The organism is Nesterenkonia lacusekhoensis (assembly GCF_017876395.1).
Taxonomy (GTDB): domain Bacteria; phylum Actinomycetota; class Actinomycetes; order Actinomycetales; family Micrococcaceae; genus Nesterenkonia; species Nesterenkonia lacusekhoensis.
This window is the reverse complement of the sequence record NZ_JAGINX010000001.1, coordinates 1,289,868-1,312,583: the sequence shown is the minus strand read 5'-3', so window position 1 is coordinate 1,312,583 and position 22,716 is coordinate 1,289,868. Positions and strand designations below refer to the sequence as shown.

The window sequence follows — 22,716 nt, the reverse complement described above, 5'->3', positions numbered from 1 at the left end:
AAGCAAAGGACGAAAACCATATGGGCGAGCACGGTAACGGCGACCCGAAGGACTCGGGTGCCGTCATCAAAGCCGGTGAAGGGGAGTCGGGCGCCTACGCCATCGACAACCCGGGCCTGCCCCCGCACCGCCCGCGGCTGGCAGACGAGAGCGAGAAGGTCGCCAAAGGTGCTGAGCGCATCGTGTCGATTCTCTTCCTGCTCTCCATCATCGGCACCGTGGTCTTCTTTGTCGGCTACTTCGCCATCGGCCAGACGGAAGGGGATCTGCAGCTTCTGCGTGTGCAGAACACCCTGCTCGGAGTCGGTGTCGCCTTCGCGATGCTCGGCATCGGTCTGGGCATCGTGCACTGGGCCAAGGTGCTGATGCCCGACCACGAGATGGTCGAGGACCGCAAGCCCCTGCGCAAGGAGGCAGAGCGCGAAGAAGCCGAGAAGATCATCGGCGACGTCCTCGATGAGTCGCAGATCAAACGTCGCCCGCTGCTGCGCAACACGATGATCGGCGCAGCGCTGCTCGCTCCGCTTCCCTTCATCGTGACTCTGCGCGATCTGGACCGCTCCGAAGACTTCGGCGTCGAGCGCATGAGGCACTCGATGTGGGACGAGGGCGTCCACCTGGTCCGTGACCCCTCGGGAACCCGCATCAAGGCGTCGGACCTCACCGTCGGCACCGCGATGCACGTGATCCCGGAGAACCTGCGCACCATCTCCAGCCATGGGCAGCGGCTCTCGGAGAAGGCGAAGGCCGTGACACTGGTCATGCGCATGAACCCCGAGGACATCGAGACGGTCAGCGAGGGTCGTGAGGACTGGAGCTACGACGGGATCATCGCCTGCTCCAAGGTCTGCACCCATGTCGGCTGCCCCGTCGCGCTGTACGAGCGGCACACGCATCACCTGCTGTGCCCCTGCCACCAGTCCACCTTCGATGCCGCCAACGAGTTCAAGGTCGTCTTCGGGCCTGCTGGCCGTCCGCTGCCCCAGCTGCCCATCACCGTGGACGACGAGGGCTATCTCGTCGCCCGGAGCGATTTCACCGAACCCGTCGGCCCGACCTACTGGGAGCGCGGCAACACCGACCCGGAGGGTGATTACGCATCATGAGCGCCACCAAAGAGAAATACACCGAGGAGCAGTACCTCGAGGTCGACCAGTACCAGCCGAAGACGAGCACGGGTCGGATCGCCAACTACGTGGACACCCGCGTGGGGGGCACAGGGATCGTTCGTGAGTTCGGTCGGAAGGTCTTCCCGGACCACTGGACGTTCATGTTCGGTGAGGTTGCGCTCTACAGCTTCGTCATCCTGATCCTCTCCGGAACGTTCCTGACCTTCTGGTTCGACCCCTCGATGGCCACCACGCGGTATTCCGGCTCCTACGCTCCGCTGCAGGGGCTGGAGATGTCTACGGCGTATTCGACGGCGCTTGAGCTGTCCTTCGACGTCCGTGGCGGCCTGTTCATGCGTCAGCTGCATCACTGGGCGGCACTGCTGTTCATCGCAGCGATGTCCATCCACATGCTGCGTGTGTTCTTCACCGGCGCGTTCCGCAAGCCGCGCGAGCTCAACTGGGTGGTCGGTTGTGCGCTGCTGATCCTCGGCCTGGGCGCCGGCTTCACCGGTTATTCCCTGCCTGATGAGGTGCTCTCCGGCAACGGCCTGCGCATCATCGACGGCATGCTGAAAGCATTTCCTGTGGTCGGCACCTACATCTCGTTCTTCCTGTTCGGTGGAGAGTTCCCCGGACACGAGGTCATTCCGCGCCTCTACGTGATGCACATCATGGTCATCCCCGCGATGATCCTGCTGCTGATCGCCATCCACCTGTTCATGGTGGTTCTGCACAAGCACACCCAGTACCCCGGCCCCGGGCGCACCGAGCGCAACGTGGTCGGCTACCCGGTGGGCCCGGTCTACGCGGCCAAGGCCGGTGGATTCTTCTTCATCGTCTTCGGCATCCTCGCTCTGATCTCCGGCACGTTCCAGATCAACGCACTGTGGAACTACGGTCCCTACGACCCGTCGCCGGTGCAGGCAGGCGCGCAGCCGGACTGGTACATCGGCCCGTTCGAGGGTGTCCTGCGACTCATGCCAGGCCATCTGGGGGACTTCTCACTCGAATGGGTCCTGCCGACGCCGTGGGGTGGGAACTCTCTGGCGCTGCCGGTGCTGATCCCGCTGATCCCGGTCGGGCTGATGTTCCTCGGCCTGTTCGTGTGGCCGTGGATCGAATCGTGGATCACCAAGGATCGCAAGGAGCACCACCTCCTGGACCGTCCGCGCAATGCGCCGACCCGCACTGCCTTCGGCGCCGCGGTCATGACCTTCTACATGATCATGTGGGGCATGGGCTCCAACGACCTGATCGCTACGCACTTCGGTCTGTCGCTGAACGACATCACCTATTGGTCGCGTGTGCTGATCTTCGTGGGTCCGGTGATCGCCTACATCCTCACCAAGCGCATCTGCCTGTCCCTGCAGCGCAAGGATCGGGAGATCGTGCTCCACGGCGATGAGGCGGGTGTGATCCAGGTGGCGGCCGACGGCGGGTTCAGCGAGAAGCACCGCCGCTTGGACGACTACGAGCTGTGGACCCTGGTCTCCTACGATGCGCCGGAGCCGAGCCCGGCCGAGCCGAACGCCAAGGGCAAGATCACACTGCTCGAGAAGGTCCGCGCGCGTCTGAACCGTGCCTTCTACGAGGACCGTGTGGCTCCGGTGAGCCGTGAGGAGTACTTGGAGGCTCTGGAGCACGACCATCACGACGCTCATGAGCTTCCCTCCAGCGGCGTGGGCGCCATCGAGTCGAAGGATCACTGATCCCGATCCTCTGAGGCCACGTCCTCTGAGAGTCTGAGCGGCTCCATGACGCCGGCGGGCCCGTTTTCCACAGATGTGGGAGGCGGGCCCGCCGTCGTATGTGCTGGCGGATAGGCTGGGCGCATCGTTGATCCTGGTCGGGCCGTTGTGGTCTGGCCGAGGAGAGGAGTCTGGGTGGAGTTCCTGATCATCATCGGGCTGGTGCTGGCTGTGCTCTGCGGAGTGCCGCTGCTGATCGGATTCGCCATCGGCCAGGCGGTGGAGCGGCGGCGCTGGATCCGCTCGGGAGCCTCAGCCCCGCATATCCCGGCCCAGCAGCCATACCCGACGCCCTACGGTCAGGCTACCCAGCAGCCGCCTCAGCAGGATCATGGGGCCCGGGCAGAGACCCGAGAGTCTGTGCCCTACGCTGAGCCTGCGCTGTACGATCCGAGTTCTGGCTACCACGCATGGCAGGAGCGGGCCGACACTCATCGACCGGTGCAGCCGGCGGAACTCACAGGGCCGCTCGGATCCGAAGGGTCTGTGGAGGAACCTCTCATCCATCCTGAACCTGGCCGGGAACCCGCGCCGCATGTCCCGTGGCAGGAACAGGCACCGGCGCAGAATGCGGTGGCGCAGAGAACTGCGGAGCAGCTGGCCGCGGAGAAGAAGCGCCGGGAGCGTCGCAACATCAACGTCGCGCTCTACATCGGCGGGCTGCTGCTGGTGGCTGCGGCCCTGTCCTTCGTCGCCGTCGTCGGGGATCCTGCGCTGACGGCGGGCAGCTTGGGCGTGGTGTGTCTGGCGTTCACCGGTGGCGGCTTCCTGGTCGCACGGTTCTCTGCGGTGCTGCGACCGGCCGGCATCTCGCTCTATGGCACCGGACTGGCGCTGCTTCCCGTGCTGGCCCTGCCGCTGAACGACGCCATCATCCGCGATGGGCTGCTGACCTGGCTGATCATCTCTGCTGCGGGCACTGCTGTGTACCTCCACGGCGCCCTGGCCTTGGACAGCCGAATCCTCGGGTATCTGGTCATTCCCTTCCTGTATTCCACCGTCTTCGCTGCGACAGCGGCTGTGCGCCCGGCGCTGTTCTGGGCGCTGCTGGTGATCATCGTGATCTCCTCTGTGCTGCAGGCGGCCATGGCGTTCGTGGGCGAGCGCGTGCCACAGGTTCTGTCGAAACCCTTCGGTCAGCTCAATGGCGTCGTGGTGCCTGGTGTCCTGCTGGCTTCGCTGGTGATGCTGGGCGAGCTGAGCCGATACGAGTACGCCGCTGTCTTCGGAGTCGCGGGTGTCCATTACTTGGCGAGCTCCTGGCAATGTGTCACGCAGGCCGGTCGGATGGCGCAGCGGGCGGCTGCGCGGGCCCTCTGGTTATCGGCTGCGATGCTGGTCCTCGGGGACCAGGGGTTGGAGCCGCTGCCGCTGCTCGTCCTGCTGGTCAGCATCCTGGCGACACTCTACCTCGCGGCAGCCCATGTTCCAGGCTTCACCGTGACGCTGTGGGCGCGTGCTGACCGCCGCGTCTCGCTGCTGCTGGTGCTGGGCGCCTCGGCCCTGGCCCAGCTGTCTGTGCTGCCCTACCGTGAGCTGGACGGTTCCGAACATGTCTGGATGATCATTCTGGTGGTGATCACAGCAGCCGTGGCGGCTCACTCGCTGCTGATCACTCGGGATACGGCACCGACCTCGGCGCAGTGGGGCTGGCAGCTTGTCCTCAGGGGAGTGCTGCTGCTGTCCATGCTGGCTGCTCTGCCCCAGAACATCTGGTGGACCGTGGTCTGGGCCGCGGTCTGGCTGGTGGGAGAGCCTGCGCTGTCGCTGCGGCCCTGGCGTGCCGCCTGGCAGCGTGCGGCCGGGGCGGTGACCGTCGGCGCGTTCGGGCTGGCCCTCGGGTCGCTCCTGAACGACGCTCTGCTGGGCAACCAGGTCGCTCTCGTCGGGGTGACCCTCTTCGCTGTGTTCTGTGCCGGGATGCTCGGCGTGGCCGCTGGCAGGGCGGGTGCGCGCGGAGAGATGCCCCGCCGGCAGCTGGGGGAGTCCTGGGGATGGGCAGCAGTTTTCATCCCGGCGGCAGCACTGGGCATGGAGGTCTACCCGCTGGGGGAGTTGACTACGGTGCTGTACCTCTCGGGTGTGGTGGCGGTGGTCTACAGCATCGTGATCATGACAGCCGCTCCTGGTGCGGTGGCAGGTGCTCACAGTGATGTGCCCTGGCTCAGCGTCGTTCGTACGGCGGCCTTCATCGGCTGCGCACTGGTGGCCGTCAGGGCTGTTGACCTGGTCGGCGCCGGGGCGCAGGATCAGGCGGCCATGCTGTTGGCTGGGGCGATGATCCTGTGGGGCGGGGAGGCGCTCAGTGCCGTCTGGCTGCGCCTGCGTGGTCCTGCCGGTGGTGTCGCTGTTCGGACCTGGGTGCCGCTGCATCTCTCGTCGAATCTGCTGTGGCTGGCCACAGTCAACGCTGTGTTGGCGGCCACCGGCATCGACGGGGCCCTGTACTGGGCCACGGCGCTGCCTTGGGCGCTGTCCGCGCTGGTCCTGCTGTGGCGAGCGGAGCGCTGGACGCTGGGGCGGCTGCGGATCGCTCCGGCGCTCTACGCCTGCGGTGCGGCCGTCATGATGGTGGCCGGGCTGTTCTCCGCGGAGCGGCCCTGGTGGGCTGCCCTGGTGCTGGGCGTTGCCGGCGCGCTGCTGGTGATCCTGTGTCTTCGCCATGTGGTTCTGCCTCCGGCGGCGATGGTCCTTGCGCCCGCCGCCGCGCTGAGCGGATCTCTGCTGATGCTGGGACCGCTGGAGGCCGCTGAGGCTCCCGCAGGACTGACCCTGTACGTGGTTCCGACCGCAGCCTTCCTGCTGTGTCTGCTGGTCGGCGTCGGGACTGCGGCACTGCGTCCGGTCCAGCAGACGCGCTCTGTGCTGGTGGTCTCCACAGGCGTGGTGGCGCTTCTCGCTTCCTTGGTCCCTGTGGTGGTAGCCCCGTCGGCCGATCCGTCCGGCCTGGGGTGGACGGTGCCCGCAATGCACGTGGTGCTGCTGCTGGCCGTGCTCCGGGGTGGACCGCAGAATGCGCGGCCGACCGCGGCTCTGCTCGGCAGCCTGGCCGTGCCCGCCTCGCTGCTCTTCGCCTGGGGCCAGCATGAGCCGATCACCGGGACCACGACGGCTGCTGCGGTGCTCCTGATGCTCGCGGGACTGCTCCTCAGCGAACCGATGGTGAGTCGTACGCTCGGTGAGTCCCATCTCTTCCTGGGCACCGGTGCTGCAGTGCTGGCGGTTCTGGTGGTCACCTCGCATCAGCCGCTGCCGGCGGAGACCTCTCCCATGGTGGTGCAGGCGACGCCCTTCGTCGGCGCCGCGGCGCTGCTGACCCATGGCCTGGCGCGTCGGCACCGTGGGGCACTCTGGGCTGGCGCCCTTCTGCCCGTGGCGGCGCCAGTGCCGGAGGAGACGATGCACCTGTTCTGGCTGGTGCCGGTGCTGCACGCGTTGGTGTTCCTGGCGGAGCTGGACTGGTCTGGCGTCACACAGCGTGCCTCCTGTTGCCTTGTCGGGGCGATCGGACTGCCAGCCTCAGTCCTCTATGCCTGGGCGCGGACAGTGGAGCTCTCGCAGGTCAGTGTCTCCGTGACGCTGGTGGTGATGGTCGTGGCTCTGATGGTCAGCGAGTTCGTGCTGGCCGCTCGTGAGGAGCTGCCCAGCCAGGTGCCGAGGGCGGATCGGACCGCAGCCCGAAGGGACGGTCTGTTCTTCGGCGCTGGGGGAGCGGCAGCCACGGCTGCGGCGTTGGTCTCCTTCCTGGGGGACTCGCTCCTCGCCGAGGTGGCGCCGCTGGCCGCTTCGGCCGCTGTGCTGGTGTGTGCGCTGCTGCGCTCGAGCCGCATGGGCCTGTGGTGGGCCGCTGCGCTGATCGTGCTCAGCGTGCTCTGGTGGCTGCGCAGCTTCACCGTGCTGCTGCTGGTCACCCTGGCGGTGCTGATCATCGGCGCAGCAGTCTGGCGGCTGATCGCCATCAACCGCCGGGACGTCAGCTCCGGCGCGTGATCCCGCGCAGCTTCTCCAACCGCTCGGCCACCGCCCGCTCGGCGCCGTTGGTGGTGGGCCGGTAGTAGTCCACGCCGACCAGATCGTCCGGCGGGTACTGCTGGGCGGCCACATGGTGGGGCTCATCATGGGCGTATACGTAGCCTCTGCCGTGGCCCAGCCGGTGGGCTCCGGAGTAGTGAGCATCGCGCAGATGGGCCGGAACGGGGGCGCCCTTGCCCGCACGCACATCGGCGATGGCGGCGTCGAGGGCCCGATAGGAAGCGTTGGACTTCGGAGCGGTGGCGATGTGCACAGTGGCCTGGGCCAGCAGGATCCTGCCCTCAGGCATGCCGATGAGCTGGACGGCGTCGGCGGCGGCCACCGCAGTGGTGAGCGCACTGGGATCGGCCATTCCGACCTCCTCCCCGGCGGCGATCACCAGGCGGCGAGCCAGGAACCGCGGATCCTCACCCGCCTCGATCATCCGCGCCAGATAGTGCAGTGCGGCATCCGGGTCGGAGCCGCGCAGCGACTTGATGAAGGCCGAGATGATGTCATAGTGCTGATCGCCGTCCTTGTCATACCTCTGGACCGCATGATCCATGGCATGCTCTGCGTCCTGTGCGGTGATCTGCGCCTGCTGATCCTCGGCGGACCGGGCGGAGGCCACCGCTGCCGAGGCTTCCAGGGCGGTGAGCACCCGGCGGGCGTCCCCGCCGGACATCCGCAGGATGTGTGAGCGAGCCTCGTTCTCCAGGAGGAACTCACCGTTGAGCCCCCGGGGCTCGGCCACGGCGCGGTCGATCAGCTCGCCCAGGTCGTCGGTGGTCAGAGGCTGAAGGGTAAGGAGCAATGACCGGGAGAGCAGTGGTGCGATGACGGAGAACGAGGGGTTCTCCGTCGTGGCCGCCACCAGGATGACCCAGCCGTTCTCCACACCAGGCAGCAGAGCGTCCTGCTGCGCTTTGTTGAAGCGGTGGATCTCATCCAGGAACAGGACAGTGGTCTTGCCGCGGAGGTCACGATCCTCCAGGGCTTGATCCATGACGCGGCGAACGTCTTTGACTCCGGCTCGGATAGCCGAGAGCTCCACGAACTTTCGGGAGGCGCCCCGGGCGATCACATGGGCCAGGGTGGTCTTGCCGGTGCCGGGAGGTCCCCAGAGGATCACGGAGGAGGGGCCGGCGGGGCCCCGTGACCCTTCGGAGAGCACGCGCAGTGGTGAGCCTTCGTCCAGGAGGTGCTTCTGTCCCACCACTTCGTCCAGAGTGCGAGGACGCATACGCACGGCCAGAGGCGTGTGGCGGCCTCGTGAGGCGGTGGTCTCCGAGGAGCCGCTGTCCTCGTCTTCCGGGCCGAAGTCACCGGCGGAGAAGAGATCGGTCACAGTGCACCTCCGGTGATATTCGGAGAAAGATTCGAACGGGCGGAGTCCACTCTACCGCGGCTGCGGCTGCGGGGCATCGTCCTGCGGCGTCCCGGCACCGACCAGGCTGGGAAGTCCTGCCCGGCTGCCCATAGCAGCGACGGCGATCAGGCGGCCGAGCACCAGGACAGCAGCGGCGAACATGTTGAGCACACCGGGCAGCAGGTCCACCAGCTGATACGCGCCGATGCCGCCGGCGTAGCGCAGCAGGCGGTGAGGCAGGGCTGCCGGGCCCGGCGTCGTGGCGGAGGTGAAACGGATGCGCACAGCGAAGTCGCCCACAGTGCGTCCCGAGACCAGGGTGAGCAGTCCCAGGGCCAGCAGTGGGACCCAGACGGCGATCCGTTGGGTCAGCTCGGCGTCGATCTGTTCTCCGGTTCTGCCCAGGTGCATCTGCCAGGCATTGCTGAGCACCGCCACAGCCACGGCCAGAAGCAGCACGGCCAGGACATCGCAGACCATGCCGGTCACGCGACGCCCGAGGCTGATCCGTTCTGAGACTCCTGAGATGTCCGAGGGCGCCGCGATGGGCGCCGGCAGCAGTCTGCTGCGCAGCTGCAGCAGCAGGCTGACCAGCACGGCACCGAGAAGGGCTCCGGAGGTGTTGGCCAGCAGATCGTCTACGTCGAATACCCGGTAGGGGCAGGGGTAGATGCCCCAGACGCCGGTGATCTGAGTGGTCTCGATCATCGCGGAGACTGCCAGGCCTGTCGCCGTCGACACGACGACGCCGCGGCCCCACAACATCCGCAGGAAGCAGCCCAGCGGCATGAACAGCAGGACGTTCAGCGGCCACCTGCATGAAGGCAGGATTATGGGGCAGGGACACGCCTGTGGCCGCCGCGGTGGTGCCGATGTCGTCGAGGAGCTGCAGCGGTCTCAGCTGAGCGGAGGTGCACTGGATGTCGTTCGGAGCAGGCTGAGGCGGCCGCGTCGCCGATAGTTCAGGAAGACGAACGGGACGAACAGCACCACAGCCACCACAGCCCCTGTGAGCAGGGCGACGACGGCGGACATGATCTGGTCGCTCATCCGGTGCGCTCCATCCACGCGGGAATGATCTGGGTGCTCAGCAGAGGCGCGATGTCGGTGCCGGTGACGATCTGCTCAGCCGACATCCAGCGCAGTTCGTCGATCTCGGCGGCCGCCTGGAGATCCTCGGGGCGCTGAGGCTCAGGCAGCAGATAGGCTTCGGCCTGGACCAGCTGGCCGGGCTCATTGGCCGCATCGGCGCTGAACTGTCCCAGGTGCTCCAATGTGTGGGCGTCCAAGTCAAGGCCGATCTCTTCGTAGGCCTCGCGGGCGGCTGCCTGATGAGGGTCCTCTCCGGCCTCCGGCTTGCCGCCGGGCAGCATGAACCGGTGGGTCCCCCGTTTGCGGACGGTGAGGATCCGTCGCTGGGAATCACAGATCACGACGGCGGCGACGCGGATGATGCTGGGGTTCTGCAGGCCGGAGTCCATCCCCTCAGTCTTTCATAGGAGGGTCCCCAGAGAACGTGTCACGCAGTCATGTCAGACCCCCCCTCCGTAGGGTCAGATCATGGCAGAGAATCGGGCTCGGGCTCGGGCTCGGGCTTGGGCTCAGGACCAGGCGCAGGATCAGCGCGGGAGCGGTCGGCGGGTGCACGATCCGGAGGAGCTGCTGGTCTCTGCCTCAACGCTGCAGAGACAGGCCCGCCGGACTGAGGGCGCGCAGATCAGCAGGATGCTGGACTATCAGGATGCGCGAGAGCGCGAGATCGGGGGACTTCAGCTTCCTGCGCCACTCCGTGCTGATGTTCGCAAGGCCACTGTCCGGGATCTGGCGCTCACCTTGGGGAGCAGCGAGCGGTCGGTGACTGAGCTGCTCGGAGCCATGCGCTTCGCTCGACGGGAACTGCCCCGGGTCTGGCGACGCTTCAGTGACGGCGGCACGGACGCGGCGCGGGTCCGCAAGATTGCGCGTGCGGCGCTGAGTATGGAGGACCCGAAGAATGTGGAGTCTCTGGATCAGGCGGCGGCGGAGGTTGTGGAACACCGGGCGCCGAGCAGTCTGCAGGCCTGGCTGAACCGATACCTCGCATGTCTGGACGTGCGGGAGCATGCCGCCCGATGCCACCGGGCCGAGGAGGAACGAGCCGTCCACGTCGTCCACGGTGAGGACGGCATGAGCCTGGTCCAGGCGCTGATCCCCACAGTGGCCGCCGCTTCCATCTAGAGGCGATTGGTTGCGGCTGCCCGCGGCCGACGATCGGACCAGCGGCCAGAGGATGACCGGACTCTGGCTCAGCTCGAGGCAGATCTCTTCGCCTCGTGGTTGTTGGATGGTCGGGTGGACGGCTCCCCGGTGCAGACGAAGATCGCGATCATGATTCCAGAGGCTTCGTTGACCGAGGACTCCGAGGAGCCGGCCGTGAGCGCTGACCGGCGTTGGGCTGTTCCGGCGGAGCAGGCGCGCAGGTTGGCTGCAGCTCCCGGAGCGGCTCACGAGTGGTATGAGGCGTTCTGCGGACCTGATGTCGGCCCGGGCGAGGTGCCGGACATCCTTGCGGTGCGCTACCGCGGCCGATTCGCCCCGATGCGGCTGAGAGACGCGCTCACGTTCCGGGACGGAACCTGCCGGGCTCCGGGCTGTATGGTCCCCGCCGAGAGGTCAGATCTGGACCATCAGGTCCCTTGGCCCGCGGGCCCCACTGAGGCGGCCAACCTCTGGGCGCTGTGCCGCCGCCACCACCGCATGACGACCCACGGTTTCCTGGACCCTCCGCTGAGTGTGGAAGAGGAAGAGATGGCCTCGGAGCAGGACGAGTCGACGTCAGTGTCCCCACGTCCGGGGACAGAGTCTTGGTGTTCTCGTGCTCAGGCGGCGTGAGGGTCACTCCGATTCTCGGGTGAGTGCCTCCACGATCCGCTCTGTCGATGTGACGCGCGCGAATCCTCCGCTGTGCAGGTCAGCGGCGGTGGCCTGCGCGCTGAAGGTGGTCACAGTGCTCATGGGCCGCACCGGGAGCAGACACACCAAGGCCCGGCAGGAGAGAGGACTTCCTGCCGGGCCTCGTGTGTAGAGCTGTGGGGCTGGGGATCAGCTCGCCGCGCCGTACTTGCTCTCGCTGCTGCCTTCGCGCTTGGGCTCCGGCGTGGAGTCCACACCGGCCTCCTTGCGCTGCTGGGCGGTGATGGGTGTCGGGGCAGCGGTCAGCGGGTCGTAGCCGCCACCGGTCTTCGGGAAGGCGATGACCTCGCGGATGGACTCCTCGCCGGCCAGCAGGGCCACCACGCGGTCCCAGCCGAAAGCGATGCCGCCGTGCGGGGGCGCGCCGAACTTCATGGCGTCCAGCAGGAAGCCGAACTTCTCCTGGGCCTCCTCCTCGGAGATGCCCATGACCTTGAACACGCGCTCCTGCATGTCCTGGCGGTGGATACGGATGGAGCCGCCGCCGATCTCGTTGCCGTTGCAGACCAGGTCGTAGGCATAGGCCAGCGCCTCGCCCGGTTCCTGGTCGAAGGTCTCAGCGAACTCCGGCTTCGGGGCGGTGAAGGCGTGGTGCACGGCAGTCCAGGCACCGGAGCCGACCGCTACGTCGCCGGCGGCAGTTGCGTCGGCGGCCGGTTCGAACATAGGAGCGTCCACCACCCACACGAAGGACCAGGAGCCCTCTTCGATCAGGCCCAGACGGGCAGCGATCTCGTTGCGGGCCGCGCCGAGCAGGCTGCGGGAGGGGGAGACCTCACCGGCGGCGAAGAAGACGCAGTCGCCCGGCTCGGCGCCGACCGCCTCGGCCAGGCCGGCCTTCTCCGTCTCGGAGAGGTTCTTGGCCACCGGGCCGCCGAGCTCTCCGTCCTCCTGGATCAACACGTAGGCCAGGCCCTTGGCGCCGCGCTGCTTGGCCCATTCCTGCCACGCGTCCAGGGTGCGCCGGGGCTGGTCCGCCCCGCCGGGCATGACCACAGCGCCCACGTAGGGGGCCTGGAAGACGCGGAACGGGGTGTCCTTGAAGTACTCAGTGAGCTCGGTGAGCTCCAGGCCGAAGCGCAGATCCGGCTTATCGGTTCCGTACTTGGCCATGGCCTCACGGTAGGTGATGTGGGGGATCGGAGCCTCGATCTCAGCGCCGATGAGCTTCCACAGCCGCCCGACGAGCTCTTCGGCGAGGGAGATCACATCGGCCTGCTCCACGAAGCTCGCCTCGATGTCCAACTGGGTGAACTCAGGCTGACGGTCGGCGCGGAAGTCCTCATCGCGATAGCACCGCGCGATCTGGTAGTAGCGCTCGATCCCACCGACCTGCAGCAGCTGTTTGAACAGCTGAGGCGACTGGGGCAGGGCGTACCAGGCACCCGGCGACAGACGGGCCGGCACCAGGAAATCGCGGGCGCCCTCCGGAGTGGACCGCGTCAGAGTCGGGGTCTCGACCTCGGTGTAGGCCTGCTCATGCAGGAACTCCCGGGCGACCCGGTTGGCCTCGGAGCGCAGCTTCATCGCCTTCGCGGGTGCAGGGCGGCGCAGGTCCAGGTAGCGGTGCTTCAGGCGAGCCTCTTCGCCCACCTCCACATGCTCATCCACCTGGAACGGCAGGGGAGCGGCCGTGTTGAGGACCTCCACGGTCTCTGCGATGACCTCGACCTCGCCGGAGGGAAGGTTCGGGTTCTCGTTGCCCTCAGGGCGACGCTCCACTGTGCCGGTGACCTTCAGGACGAACTCGTTGCGCAGGGGATCGAAGTCCTCCTCGTCCCGCACCACGACCTGGGCGATGCCGGAGGCGTCCCGCAGATCGAGGAATGCCACCCCTCCATGGTCCCGACGGCGGGCGACCCAGCCGGTCAGGGTGACGGTCTGGCCAATATGTTCGGCGTTGATCGCGCCGGTCTCGTGTGTGCGGAGCACGGTGTCCTTCCAGAGGGGTCGTTCAGGGGCTTCGGCGTCCAGCCGAGGTGTTCAGACGGATTCTACAATCCGCGGAAGCCTGTCATCGTCTGCGGGGCTCCAGGTCGCGGGGTCTGCCGACGTCTGTTCCCCGGAGCGGATGTCCTTGACCTCATGGTTCCCCTCCTCATCGGTGAACCAGACGAAGGGGATGCCGCGGCGGTCGGCGTGGCGGATCTGCTTGCCGAACTTCTCGGCCTTCAACGCCACCTCAGCGTTGATCCCGCGGGAACGCAGCGTGTCTGCCACATCCTGGGCGGCCCCCCATTCCTCCTCGGTGCGCAGGGCCACGTAGACCGCGGCAGGCACCGAACGGGTCGCCGTCGCCATCTCGGAGGAGAGTACGCGGGCCACCAGCCGGGTGACCCCGATGGAGATCCCGACGCCGGGGAAGGTGCGTCGGCCCTTCGAAGCCAGAGATTCGTAGCGCCCGCCTGAGCAGATGGAGCCGAGGTTCTCGTGGCCCACCAGCACCGTCTCGTAGACGGTTCCGGTGTAGTAGTCCAGGCCGCGGGCGATGGAGAGGTCGGCCACAGCTCGTCCGGGGACCCGCTTGCCGACCTCCGCGATGAGCTCCTCCAGCTCGGCGAGGCCCTCCTCGAGCAGAGATGTGTCGCCGGTGAGGCCCTCGGCCAGTGCGCGGACCTGGTCGACGAAGGAGGTGTCCTCTGTGCGGATCTGGGCCAGGGCCAGAGCCTTCTGTGCCTGGTCGTCGGTGGCTCCCGCGGTGGTCCTGAGGTCCTCGGCCACCCGCTCAGGACCGATCTTCTCGAGCTTGTCGATGCTGCGCAGCACAGCGGTGGTGTCGTCCAGGCCGAGGGCGGTGTAGAAGCCCTGGGCCAGCTTGCGGTTGTTGATCCGCAGGCGGAAATCGCCGATGGGCATGGCCTCCAGCGCCTGGGCGATCACCACAGCGATCTCAACATCGGCGCGGAAGGGGAGTTCGCCGTCGCCGATGACGTCGATGTCAGCCTGGGTGAACTCGCGGTAGCGGCCGTCCTGGGGACGTTCCCCGCGCCACACCTTCTGGATCTGGTACCGGCGGAAGGGGAAGTTCAGGTGCCCGGCATTCTCCACGACATAGCGGGCGAAGGGCACAGTGTTGTCGAACCGCAGAGCAAGACGGCTGTCCTTCTTGGAGGCCGTGCCCTCTGCCAGCTCCTCCTGGAGGCGGGAGACGGCGTAGATCTCCTTGTCCACCTCGCCCTTCTGCAGCAGCGTCTCCAGAGTCTCCACGGCACGGGACTCCAAGGAGGAGAAGCCATGGCGTTCGAAGACCTCACGCAGGGTGTCCAGCATATGCAGCTCCACGAGCCGTTCGGCCGGGAGCCATTCGGCGAAGCCGGAGAGTGAGGTTGAACGTGCCATAGCGGTGCGCAGCACTCCTATCAGAGGGGCAGGGGTGGGATGAGCCCGTTCATCATATCGGCAGACGGTACGCTGGTGTCCATGAGTCCCGCAGTCAAGCCAGGCCATCATGAGACTTCGCTGGAGGAAGCCCGCCAGCTCGCCCGCGTCGACCAGGAGGGGCACGTCTACTCGCTCGCCTCCGGCCGCGGGGAGGAGACGTATGTCGGGCAGTACCCCGGCGTCACAGAGGACGAGGCGCTGCAGTACTTCACGCGGAAGTTCGACGACCTCTATAGCCGAGTGCTGCTGCTCAAGGCGCGCGCCGCCGCCGGGGCCGACTCGGCGAAGTCCCTGCGAGAGAGCTCCGCCGCGCTGCGTGCCGAGCTGGATGAAGGTGTGTGGGCCGGCGACGTCCCCGGGCTCACCGCCGTGCTCGATGAGACCGATCGCCAGATCGCTGAGCAGGCCGAGCAGCAGAAGAGGGCCTCGGAGGAGGCTGTGGCAGAGCACCTGGCGCTGCGGGAACAGATCGTGGCTGAGGCGGAGCAGATCGCCGACGCCGATTCCTCGACTCAGCACTGGAAGAACGCCCAGGCGCGGATGAATGAGCTCTTTGACGCATGGAAGGCGGAGCAGAAGAAGCCGCCGCGGCTCTCCAAGGCCCAGGAAGATCCCTATTGGAAGCGCTTCCGTGCAGCGCGGACCACCTTCGACAAGAATCGCCGTGCCTTCTTCAGCCAGCGTGACCGCGACCATGCCGAGATCAAGAAGGTCAAAGAGGACCTGATCGCCCGTGCTGAGGAGCTGCAGAACAGCACCGACTACGGTCCTACCACGAAGGCGTACCACCGGCTGATGGACGAGTGGAAGGCCGCCGGGCGCGGTGCCCGGAAGACTGATGACGCACAGTGGGCGCGCTTCCGCGCCGCGCAAGATGTGTTCTTCGCCGCACGCGATGCGGCCAATGCTGAGATCGACGCCGAGTACGAGCAGAACCTGAAGGTCAAGGAGGCCATCCTCCAGGAGCTGGAACAGCTCATGCCCTTCGACGAGCCCGAGCGGGTCCGTGACCAATATCATGAGCTGCTCGGCCGGTGGGATGAGGCCGGCAAGGTCCCCCGCGGCGACATCCGTCGGATGGAGACCACCATCAAGCGGATCCAGGATGCCTTCCGTGAGGCGGAGGACCGGCACTGGCAGCGCACCGACCCGGAGACCGAGGCGCGGGCGAATTCGATGCTGACCCAGCTCGATGAGACCATTGCTGAGCTTCAGGCAGAGCTCGACGCCGCGCGACAGGCCAGCGACGACACGCGCATCAAGGCGGCCGAGGAGGCCCTCGAGGCCCGCCGCAGCTGGCGCGCGATGCTGGTTCAGAACGCCGACTGACGCAGGCTCGGACTGGGCTGCTCGCGGGGAGTCCTGCGAACATGCAAGGTCACGAGTAGATTACAATCAACACGTCAGAGGCACAGGACTGACCGATTGTGCCCGGAGAACATGGGCCTGAAGAGTATTGCCGTCGAATTTCAGTGAGGACCCCCGCGTGAGCGATGAAAAGCCGCATGAGGCGGGTTCCCGTGGTCGCCGTCGCGAGATCCGCGAGGCGCGGGAACGCGCAGCTGCAGCAGAACGCGAGCGGGAAGAGGCCCTGCGCCGGCGTCGGATGAGCTTCGACCAGGATCTCCGCGAGGAGGAGGCAGAGAAGTCCGCCCCCCGCGGTCCTGTCACGCGTTCGGCCCCGGCGGAGCAGACCTCCGGCGAGGTCTTCGATCAGACGGTCTACGATCAGGAGAACGCGGGCTCGAAGCCTGCGCAGCCGGTGCGGCCCGCTGCGACCCCCGCGGAGCCCTTCGAGTCTGTGGTCTCGCCGCACCGGGCCGCCTCGCCTGTCGAGGCGCAGGACGAGGAAGCGGCCGCCGAGGCCCATGAGGACCGTCCGCGCGACTTCCTGGACGACCACCTGGACGGCGAAGACCACGTCGAGGACCACATCGAACACGATGAGGACGGCACGCCGCTGCTCATCTCCTCCTCCAGCTACGGCCGCGGCTACCAGACCGTCACCCCGGTGGACAGCGACGTGAGTCGAACCGTGCTGCAGCGTCGGCGCCAGCGTCGCCGTCGTCGCAACCTCACTCTGGCCGCTGCACTGGCGGGCTTCACAGTGCTCGTGATCGGCTTCGTCTGGGCCGTGGGAGCATTCCTCGGCGGTCGCGGACCGGAAGACTATGACCAGGTCGCCGGCGACACAGTGGAGTTCACCGTCTCAGAGGGTGATGTGCCGGATGCGGTCTTCAACCGCCTGGTGGACGAAGAGATCGTCGCCAGCGAAGAGGCGCTCACCGAGGCTTGGCAGCAGTGGCAGGCCTCCGGCGGGGACGACCTGCTGCGCACCGGGGACTTCGCACTCAATGAGGAGATGCCGGCGGAGGACGCCATCGCCGCGATCTTCGACGGCGAAGAGGCCTCCCACTACTTCAGCATCAACTCCGGTGTGCGCATCGACGACGCCTTGGACACCATCGCGGAGAATACCGGCATCGACCGCCGTGAGCTCAGCGAGATCAGTGACAACCCTCAGCAGCTCGGGCTGCCTGAGGAGGCAGAGACACTGGAAGGCTACTTGGCCGTGGGTGAGTACAGTCCGCCGGTGGACGCCACGGCCGAGGATGTCCTCCGCGAGCCCGTGGAGCGCACTTTCGAGCAGCTCGAAGAGCTCGGGATCGAGGAGGACGAGCAGTTCGAAGCCATCACCAAGGCGTCGCTGGTCACTGCCGAGTCCCACTACGACGCCGACGGCGGAGACTACTCCACGATCGCAGGCGCCATCGAGAATCGCCTGGACGAAGTGGGGGACGAGGACAGCGAGACTGAGGGCTATCTGCAGATCGACGCCGCGGTGATCTACGGTCTGGGCACTCAGCAGATCCACTTCACCGACGAGGAGCGGGAAGACTCTGAGAACGAGTACAACACCTACCAGCACCCAGGGCTGCCCCCCGGGCCCATCGAGGCTCCGCACCCGGACGCGCTGGCTGCCGTGGCGGACCCGGATGAGAACGACTACCTCTACTGGGTGACCGTGGACCTGGAGACTGGGGAGACGATGTTCGCCGAGACCTACAGCGAGCACGAGGAGAACGTGGAGCGCCTCAGCGAGTACTGCGCGGAGAACTCCGAGATCTGCTCCGGTGAGCCGGCCGAGCAGACTGAAGCAGTCGAACCCGGAGAGTGACCGTGAGCGCACCGACCACCCCAGTACCGATGACCCCAGCACGGACAGGGCGGGCGGCGGTGCTCGGTCATCCGATCGGGCACTCGAAGTCCCCGCTGCTGCACGCGGCAGCCTATGAACACCTCGGCCTGGCCATCGACTACACGCGCATCGATCTTCAGGAGAACGGTGCCCGGGAGTTCCTCTCCGCCCGCGCCCAGGAATCGGGGTGGCTCGGCTGGTCGGTGACCATGCCGCTGAAGGCGGCGATGGTCCCGCATATGGCTGAGACCTCCTCCCGGGTGGAGACCCTCGGGGTGCTCAACACGGTGATCTGCCGGGCCGACGGCACGCTGCGCGGGGAGAACACGGATGTGGACGGCATCGTGGAGGCGCTGCGCGAGGCCGGACTGGCGCCCAGCTCCTCGGGCAGGCCGGTGGGGATCCTCGGCGCCGGCGCGACAGCCTCGGCCGCCGTGGCCGCGGCGGCCGAACTGGGATTCTCCGACGTGGCCGTCTACGCCCGATCGCCCGAACGCGCGGCACCTCTGAACACGGTGGTGGAGTCCTTCGGCCTGAACATGAGTCTGCGCCCCAGCGCGGAGTTCCCGGCCGAGTCCTCGGGACTCAGCGCCGCCATCTCGACTCTGCCGCCGCGCGCCGCGGATCCGATGGCCGATCAGTTCGTCGCCGACGGCGCGCTGACCGGCATCCCTCTGTTGGATGTCGCCTATGATCCTTGGCCCTCGCAGCTCGCCCTGGGCTGGGAGCGGGCCGGAGGCACCGTGGTCAGCGGTCTGGTGATGCTGCTGCACCAGGCCGTGCGGCAGGTGGAGCTGTTCACCGACGCCACCACAGCTCCGGCGGCCGCTCAGGCCGAAGCGGATCGCGCCGCGATGGTTCATCAGATGAGAAGCGCCCTCGGGCTGTGACGCCCCGGGCACAGGCACGGATAGGATGGGGCCCATGTTGCGTTGGCTGACCTCCGGAGAATCACACGGAAAATCACTCGTCGGAATCCTTGAGGGGCTTCCTGCCGGAGTGCAACTGACCAGTCAGATGGTCCAGGACACCCTGGCCCGGCGTCGGCTGGGCTATGGCCGCGGCGCACGGATGAAGTTCGAACAGGATCAGGTCACCCTGCTGGCCGGGGTCCGTCACGGACTGACCCAGGGCGGCCCGCTGACCATCGAGGTCGGCAACACCGAATGGCCCAAATGGGAGAAGGTCATGAACCCGGACCCGGTGGACACCGCCGAGCTCGAGGGGCTGGCCCGCAACGCTCCGCTGACCCGACCGCGCCCGGGCCACGCCGACTACACCGGTATGCAGAAGTACGGCTTCTCGGAGGCACGCCCTGTCCTCGAGCGGGCCTCCGCCCGTGAGACCGCCACCCGAGTGGCGCTGGGCACCGCGGCACAGGCCTTCCTCGCTGAGCTGGGGATCCGCACGGTCTCCCACACGACCGCCATCGGGCCTGTAGAGGTGCCGGAGGAGGCGCCGGTTCCCCATGCCGACGACGTGGAGCAGCTCGACGCCGATCCGCTGCGCTGCTTCGACCCGGCCACCTCAGAGCGGATGGTCGCCGAGGTCGATGACGCCCATAAGGCCGGCGAGACCCTCGGCGGGGTGGTGGAGGTCGTCGTCGACGGCCTCCCGCCCGGACTGGGCAGCTATGTCCACTGGGACCGACGCCTCGACGCGCGGCTGGCCGGGGCCCTGATGGGCATCCAGGCGATCAAGGGTGTGGAGGTCGGAGACGGCTTCCGGACCACTCGGCGTCGCGGCACCCAGGCCCATGACGAGATCGAGCGGGCCGAGGACGGAACGCTGCGCCGCGACGGCAACAAGGCCGGGGGCGTCGAAGGCGGTATGAGCGTCGGCGGCACGCTGCGCGTGCGCGCCGGGATGAAGCCGATCGCCACGGTGCCTCGTGCCCTGCGCACAGTGGACACCGCCAGCGGGGAGGCCACCACGGCCCATCACCAGCGCTCCGACGTCTGCGCAGTCCCTGCCGCCGGCGTGGTGGCCGAGGCCATGGTCGCCCTGGTGATCGCCCAGTCCGTGCTGGAGAAGTTCGGCGGGGACTCTGTGGCCGAGGTGCGCCGCAACATGGAGAGCTACCTCGCCCACCTGCCCGTGGTGGGGGAGGATCCCCAGGCCTCAGGCAGCGACGGCGACCCCCTTCAGGCGCCCGCAGGGTTCTGAGCATGTCCAACATCGTGCTCATCGGCCCGATGGGCTCGGGCAAGTCCACTGTGGGCGCAGCGCTGGCCCGGCGGCTCGGGCGTCCGCATGTGGATTCCGACCATTTCTTCGTGGCCCGCTACGGCTCCATCCCGGAATACTTCCGCGCCCACGGCGAGAAGGACTTCCGCGAGCGTGAACACCGGATCATCGCGGAGCTGCTCGATTCGCCGCGCCCCTCGGTCATCAGTCTGGGCGGCGGTGCCGTGCTCGATGAGCGCACCCGAGCGCTGCTGAAGGACCAGACCGTGGTGATGCTGGACATCACGCCCGATCAGGCCGCTCTGCGGATCGGTGACGGCACCAGCCGCCCCGTTCTCGGCGACGAGCCGATGGAGGCGTGGACGCGCATCTACGCCGAGCGTGAGACCATCTACCGGGCCTGCGCCGATATGGTGCTCTCCGCCGATGATGAGAGCATCGAGACCAGGGCAGATACCATAGTTGCCAGACTGAACCCCACCCCTTCAGGAGATGACACCACTCCATGAGCCATGAGGCTGAGAACGGAACACCCCAGACCGACCCCGAACCGACGGTGATCAGGGTCGGCCAGAGCGGGGACGCCGGACAGGAGGTGGGCAGCGCCGGTGCCGGATCCTATGACGTGCTCGTGGGCAACGGTCTGCTCGCCAGGCTCCCTGAGATGATCGGCACCCAGGCTGAGCGTGTCCTGGTCGTGCACCCGCGTGCGCTGCGCGCTACGGGCGACGTGGTCCGCGAGGACCTCGAGAAGGCCGGCTACACGGCCATGGTCGCCGAGATCCCCGACGCCGAAGAGGGCAAGCACATCCAGGTGGCGGCCTTCTGCTGGCAGGTCCTGGGGCAGAACGACTTCACCCGCTCCGACGCCGTGGTCTCCGTCGGCGGCGGCGCGGTGACCGACGTCGCCGGATTTGTGGCCGCCACCTGGCTGCGCGGCGTCCGTGTGGTGCATATGCCGACCACGCTGCTAGGCATGGTCGACGCCGCGATCGGCGGCAAGACCGGCATCAACACTGCAGAGGGCAAGAACCTGGTGGGGTCCTTCCACCAGCCGGCCGGTGTGCTCGCCGACCTGGACACGCTGCTGACCCTGCCGCGCAACGAACTGGTGGCCGGCCTGGCCGAAGTCGTGAAATGCGGCTTCATCGCCGATGAGAAGATCCTGGACATCATCGAATCCGCCCCGGATCAGGCGCAGAACCCGCACTCCTGGCAGCTGCGCGAGCTCATCGAGCGTGCCATCACCGTCAAGGCCGGTGTGGTGGGTGAGGACCCCAAGGAATCCGGGGTCCGCGAGTCGCTGAACTACGGACACACGCTGGCCCACGCCATCGAGCTGGCAGAGCGCTATCAGTGGCGCCACGGCGCAGCGGTGGCCGTCGGTATGGTCTTCGCGGCCGAGCTGGCCCGCAGCCTGGGCCGCCTCGACGACGAGACCGCCGACCGTCATCGGGCGATCCTGACGTCCCTGGGTCTGCCCACCACCTACCGTGATGACCGTTGGTCCCAGCTGCTGGAGGGGATCCGCCGGGACAAGAAGAACCGCGGCGACCAGCTGCGGTTCGTGCTCCTGAACGGACAGGGGCGGCCGGCCACTGTGGAGATCCCGGATGCCTCGATCCTGTTCACCACCTACCAGGAGATCGCTGAACCGATCACCGGCACGACAGTGACCATCTAGAGACGGCAGGCATCTGCAGACACTGTAGAATTGGCCGTCGGTCCAAGAAGCAACTCAGAGAGAGACGCACCTGTGGCAACCTCGAACGACATCAAGAACGGCGCTGTGCTCAAGCTGGAAGGCCAGCTGTGGAACACGTTGGAGTTCCAGCACGTCAAGCCCGGCAAGGGTGGGGCCTTCATCCGCACCAAGCTGAAGAACATCACCTCCGGCAAAGTGGTCGACAAGACCTTCAATGCCGGTGCCAAGGTTGAGTTCGCCACGGTGGACCGTTCCACCTACCAGTACCTCTACATGGACGGCGAAGACTACGTCTTCATGGACCTGCGCGACTACGACCAGGTCACCGTCCCGGCCGCTGTGGTCGGCGACGCCGCCAACTTCCTGCTGGAGTCCGCCGAGGTCCAGCTGGCCATGAACGAGGGAACCCCTCTCTACATCGAGCTGCCGCCGTCGGTGGTCCTGGAGATCACCCAGACCGACCCGGGCCTGCAGGGCGACCGCTCCAAGGCCGGCACCAAGCCTGCGACCCTGGAGACCGGCCACGAGATCCAGGTTCCGCTGTTCGTGGAGCAGGGCACCAAGGTCAAGGTCAGCACCACGACGTCCGAGTATCTCGGCCGAGTCTGAACGGCGCGCGGAGAACAGTGGCAAAGAGAAGCAAAGCACGACGCCGGGCCCTCGAGGTCCTCTTCGAGGCCGAGCAGCGGAAGATGGATCCGCTGCAGGTCCTGCGTGTCCGCCGGGAGCGGGCTGACCTCATCGTCAACGACTATGTGGTCGACATCATCGAAGGCGTGAAGACTCAGCAGGAGCAGATCGACGAGCTGCTCTCGACCTACGCCCGCGGATGGACCCTGGACCGGATGCCGCGAGTGGACCTGATGGCCCTGCGCATCGGTGCCTGGGAGCTGCTCTACAATGAGGAGATCCCGGACGGCGTCGCCGTGGCCGAGGCGGTGGCGCTGACGCGGGAGCTCTCCACCGATGAGTCACCCCCGTTCGTCAACGGCCTGCTGGGTCGGCTCCAGAAGCTGAAGCCGACTCTCGAGCTCGGCTGAGGTAAGCTGACT

At 67.2% G+C, this 22,716-nt stretch carries 19 protein-coding genes; 13 read left to right on the top strand and 6 right to left on the bottom strand.

The annotated features are described in order from the left end of the window. The first annotated feature begins 20 nt into the window (after nt 1-20). The 3 genes from qcrA (at nt 21) to JOF45_RS06210 (ending at nt 6,850) form a co-directional block, all read left to right on the top strand. Complete coding sequence (qcrA, locus tag JOF45_RS06220) at nt 21-1,106, top strand: cytochrome bc1 complex Rieske iron-sulfur subunit (protein ID WP_210048556.1); 1,086 nt, start codon at nt 21-23, stop codon at nt 1,104-1,106. Then, nucleotides 1,103-2,821: a cytochrome bc1 complex cytochrome b subunit gene (qcrB, locus tag JOF45_RS06215; protein ID WP_210048554.1), complete on the top strand. Its 1,719-nt coding sequence runs from the start codon at nt 1,103-1,105 to the stop codon at nt 2,819-2,821. The genes qcrA and qcrB overlap by 4 nt, the downstream gene beginning before the upstream one ends. Before the next feature lie 174 nt (nt 2,822-2,995). Continuing rightward, nucleotides 2,996-6,850: a hypothetical protein gene (locus JOF45_RS06210; RefSeq protein WP_210048551.1), complete on the top strand. Its 3,855-nt coding sequence runs from the start codon at nt 2,996-2,998 to the stop codon at nt 6,848-6,850. Here JOF45_RS06210 and JOF45_RS06205 read toward each other — a convergent pair. From JOF45_RS06205 to JOF45_RS06190, 4 genes are all read right to left on the bottom strand, one after another. Then, nucleotides 6,834-8,219 (bottom strand): replication-associated recombination protein A, encoded by a 1,386-nt coding sequence (locus JOF45_RS06205; RefSeq protein WP_342591415.1) that lies wholly within the window; start codon nt 8,217-8,219, stop codon nt 6,834-6,836. The genes JOF45_RS06210 and JOF45_RS06205 overlap by 17 nt on opposite strands. Nucleotides 8,220-8,270: 51 nt before the next feature. After that, nucleotides 8,271-9,035 carry a VanZ family protein gene (locus JOF45_RS06200; RefSeq protein WP_281069725.1) on the bottom strand — a complete coding sequence of 255 codons (765 nt, stop codon included), beginning with the start codon at nt 9,033-9,035 and terminating at the stop codon, nt 8,271-8,273. Between the two features lie 102 nt (nt 9,036-9,137). After that, nucleotides 9,138-9,290: a hypothetical protein gene (locus tag JOF45_RS06195; RefSeq protein ID WP_210048548.1), complete on the bottom strand. Its 153-nt coding sequence runs from the start codon at nt 9,288-9,290 to the stop codon at nt 9,138-9,140. Further along, nucleotides 9,287-9,721, bottom strand: a complete 435-nt coding sequence (locus JOF45_RS06190) for an NUDIX hydrolase (RefSeq protein ID WP_210048546.1) — start codon at nt 9,719-9,721, stop codon at nt 9,287-9,289. The genes JOF45_RS06195 and JOF45_RS06190 overlap by 4 nt, the downstream gene beginning before the upstream one ends. Nucleotides 9,722-9,800: 79 nt before the next feature. Here JOF45_RS06190 and JOF45_RS06185 point away from each other — a divergent pair, with 79 nt between their 5' ends. Together JOF45_RS06185 and JOF45_RS06180 are read left to right on the top strand one after the other, a co-directional pair. Continuing rightward, the gene (locus tag JOF45_RS06185) at nt 9,801-10,457 is read left to right on the top strand and encodes a DUF222 domain-containing protein (protein WP_210048544.1); all 657 of its coding nucleotides are present in this window, start codon (nt 9,801-9,803) and stop codon (nt 10,455-10,457) included. Nucleotides 10,458-10,463: 6 nt separating this feature from the next. Further along, nucleotides 10,464-11,111: an HNH endonuclease signature motif containing protein gene (locus tag JOF45_RS06180; RefSeq protein WP_210048542.1), complete on the top strand. Its 648-nt coding sequence runs from the start codon at nt 10,464-10,466 to the stop codon at nt 11,109-11,111. A gap of 210 nt (nt 11,112-11,321) precedes the next feature. Here the strand turns inward: JOF45_RS06180 and aspS are convergent, their stop codons facing one another. Next, complete coding sequence (gene aspS, locus JOF45_RS06175) at nt 11,322-13,124, bottom strand: aspartate--tRNA ligase (protein ID WP_210048540.1); 1,803 nt, start codon at nt 13,122-13,124, stop codon at nt 11,322-11,324. Between the two features lie 51 nt (nt 13,125-13,175). Next, nucleotides 13,176-14,531, bottom strand: a complete 1,356-nt coding sequence (gene hisS, locus JOF45_RS06170; RefSeq protein ID WP_210048538.1) for a histidine--tRNA ligase — start codon at nt 14,529-14,531, stop codon at nt 13,176-13,178. Nucleotides 14,532-14,612: 81 nt separating this feature from the next. On the opposite strand from hisS, the gene JOF45_RS06165 reads away from it, so the two are divergent. From JOF45_RS06165 to nusB, 8 genes are all read left to right on the top strand, one after another. Then, nucleotides 14,613-15,902: a DUF349 domain-containing protein gene (locus JOF45_RS06165; RefSeq protein ID WP_210048537.1), complete on the top strand. Its 1,290-nt coding sequence runs from the start codon at nt 14,613-14,615 to the stop codon at nt 15,900-15,902. Nucleotides 15,903-16,059: 157 nt separating this feature from the next. Further along, nucleotides 16,060-17,751, top strand: a complete 1,692-nt coding sequence (locus JOF45_RS06160; RefSeq protein WP_210048536.1) for an endolytic transglycosylase MltG — start codon at nt 16,060-16,062, stop codon at nt 17,749-17,751. A 2-nt stretch (nt 17,752-17,753) separates the two neighbouring features. Continuing rightward, nucleotides 17,754-18,662 carry a shikimate dehydrogenase gene (locus JOF45_RS06155; RefSeq protein WP_342591414.1) on the top strand — a complete coding sequence of 303 codons (909 nt, stop codon included), beginning with the start codon at nt 17,754-17,756 and terminating at the stop codon, nt 18,660-18,662. 34 nt (nt 18,663-18,696) lie between these two features. Beyond that, nucleotides 18,697-19,938 carry a chorismate synthase gene (gene aroC, locus JOF45_RS06150; protein ID WP_210048535.1) on the top strand — a complete coding sequence of 414 codons (1,242 nt, stop codon included), beginning with the start codon at nt 18,697-18,699 and terminating at the stop codon, nt 19,936-19,938. Nucleotides 19,939-19,940: 2 nt separating this feature from the next. Further along, nucleotides 19,941-20,468 (top strand): shikimate kinase, encoded by a 528-nt coding sequence (locus JOF45_RS06145; RefSeq protein ID WP_210048534.1) that lies wholly within the window; start codon nt 19,941-19,943, stop codon nt 20,466-20,468. After that, nucleotides 20,465-21,643, top strand: coding sequence for a 3-dehydroquinate synthase (gene aroB / locus JOF45_RS06140; RefSeq protein ID WP_210048533.1), 1,179 nt, complete (start codon nt 20,465-20,467; stop codon nt 21,641-21,643). Before JOF45_RS06145 ends, aroB begins: the two co-directional genes overlap by 4 nt. A 72-nt stretch (nt 21,644-21,715) precedes the next feature. Then, the gene (gene efp / locus JOF45_RS06135; protein WP_210048532.1) at nt 21,716-22,273 is read left to right on the top strand and encodes an elongation factor P; all 558 of its coding nucleotides are present in this window, start codon (nt 21,716-21,718) and stop codon (nt 22,271-22,273) included. A gap of 17 nt (nt 22,274-22,290) precedes the next feature. Continuing rightward, nucleotides 22,291-22,704, top strand: coding sequence for a transcription antitermination factor NusB (gene nusB, locus JOF45_RS06130; RefSeq protein ID WP_210048530.1), 414 nt, complete (start codon nt 22,291-22,293; stop codon nt 22,702-22,704). Nucleotides 22,705-22,716 lie beyond the last annotated feature (12 nt).

Bases quoted from the DNA above. Each gene is read 5' to 3' on its own strand.
- aroC (WP_210048535.1), top strand. From the start codon at position 18,697: ATGTTGCGTTGGCTGACCTCCGGAGAATCACACGGAAAATCACTCGTC.
- JOF45_RS06190 (WP_210048546.1), bottom strand. From the start codon at position 9,721: ATGGACTCCGGCCTGCAGAACCCCAGCATCATCCGCGTCGCCGCCGTC.
- JOF45_RS06195 (WP_210048548.1), bottom strand. From the start codon at position 9,290: ATGAGCGACCAGATCATGTCCGCCGTCGTCGCCCTGCTCACAGGGGCT.
- qcrA (WP_210048556.1), top strand. From the start codon at position 21: ATGGGCGAGCACGGTAACGGCGACCCGAAGGACTCGGGTGCCGTCATC.
- hisS (WP_210048538.1), bottom strand. From the start codon at position 14,531: ATGGCACGTTCAACCTCACTCTCCGGCTTCGCCGAATGGCTCCCGGCC.
- aroB (WP_210048533.1), top strand. From the start codon at position 20,465: ATGAGCCATGAGGCTGAGAACGGAACACCCCAGACCGACCCCGAACCG.
- JOF45_RS06145 (WP_210048534.1), top strand. From the start codon at position 19,941: ATGTCCAACATCGTGCTCATCGGCCCGATGGGCTCGGGCAAGTCCACT.
- JOF45_RS06165 (WP_210048537.1), top strand. From the start codon at position 14,613: ATGAGTCCCGCAGTCAAGCCAGGCCATCATGAGACTTCGCTGGAGGAA.
- JOF45_RS06185 (WP_210048544.1), top strand. From the start codon at position 9,801: ATGGCAGAGAATCGGGCTCGGGCTCGGGCTCGGGCTTGGGCTCAGGAC.
- qcrB (WP_210048554.1), top strand. From the start codon at position 1,103: ATGAGCGCCACCAAAGAGAAATACACCGAGGAGCAGTACCTCGAGGTC.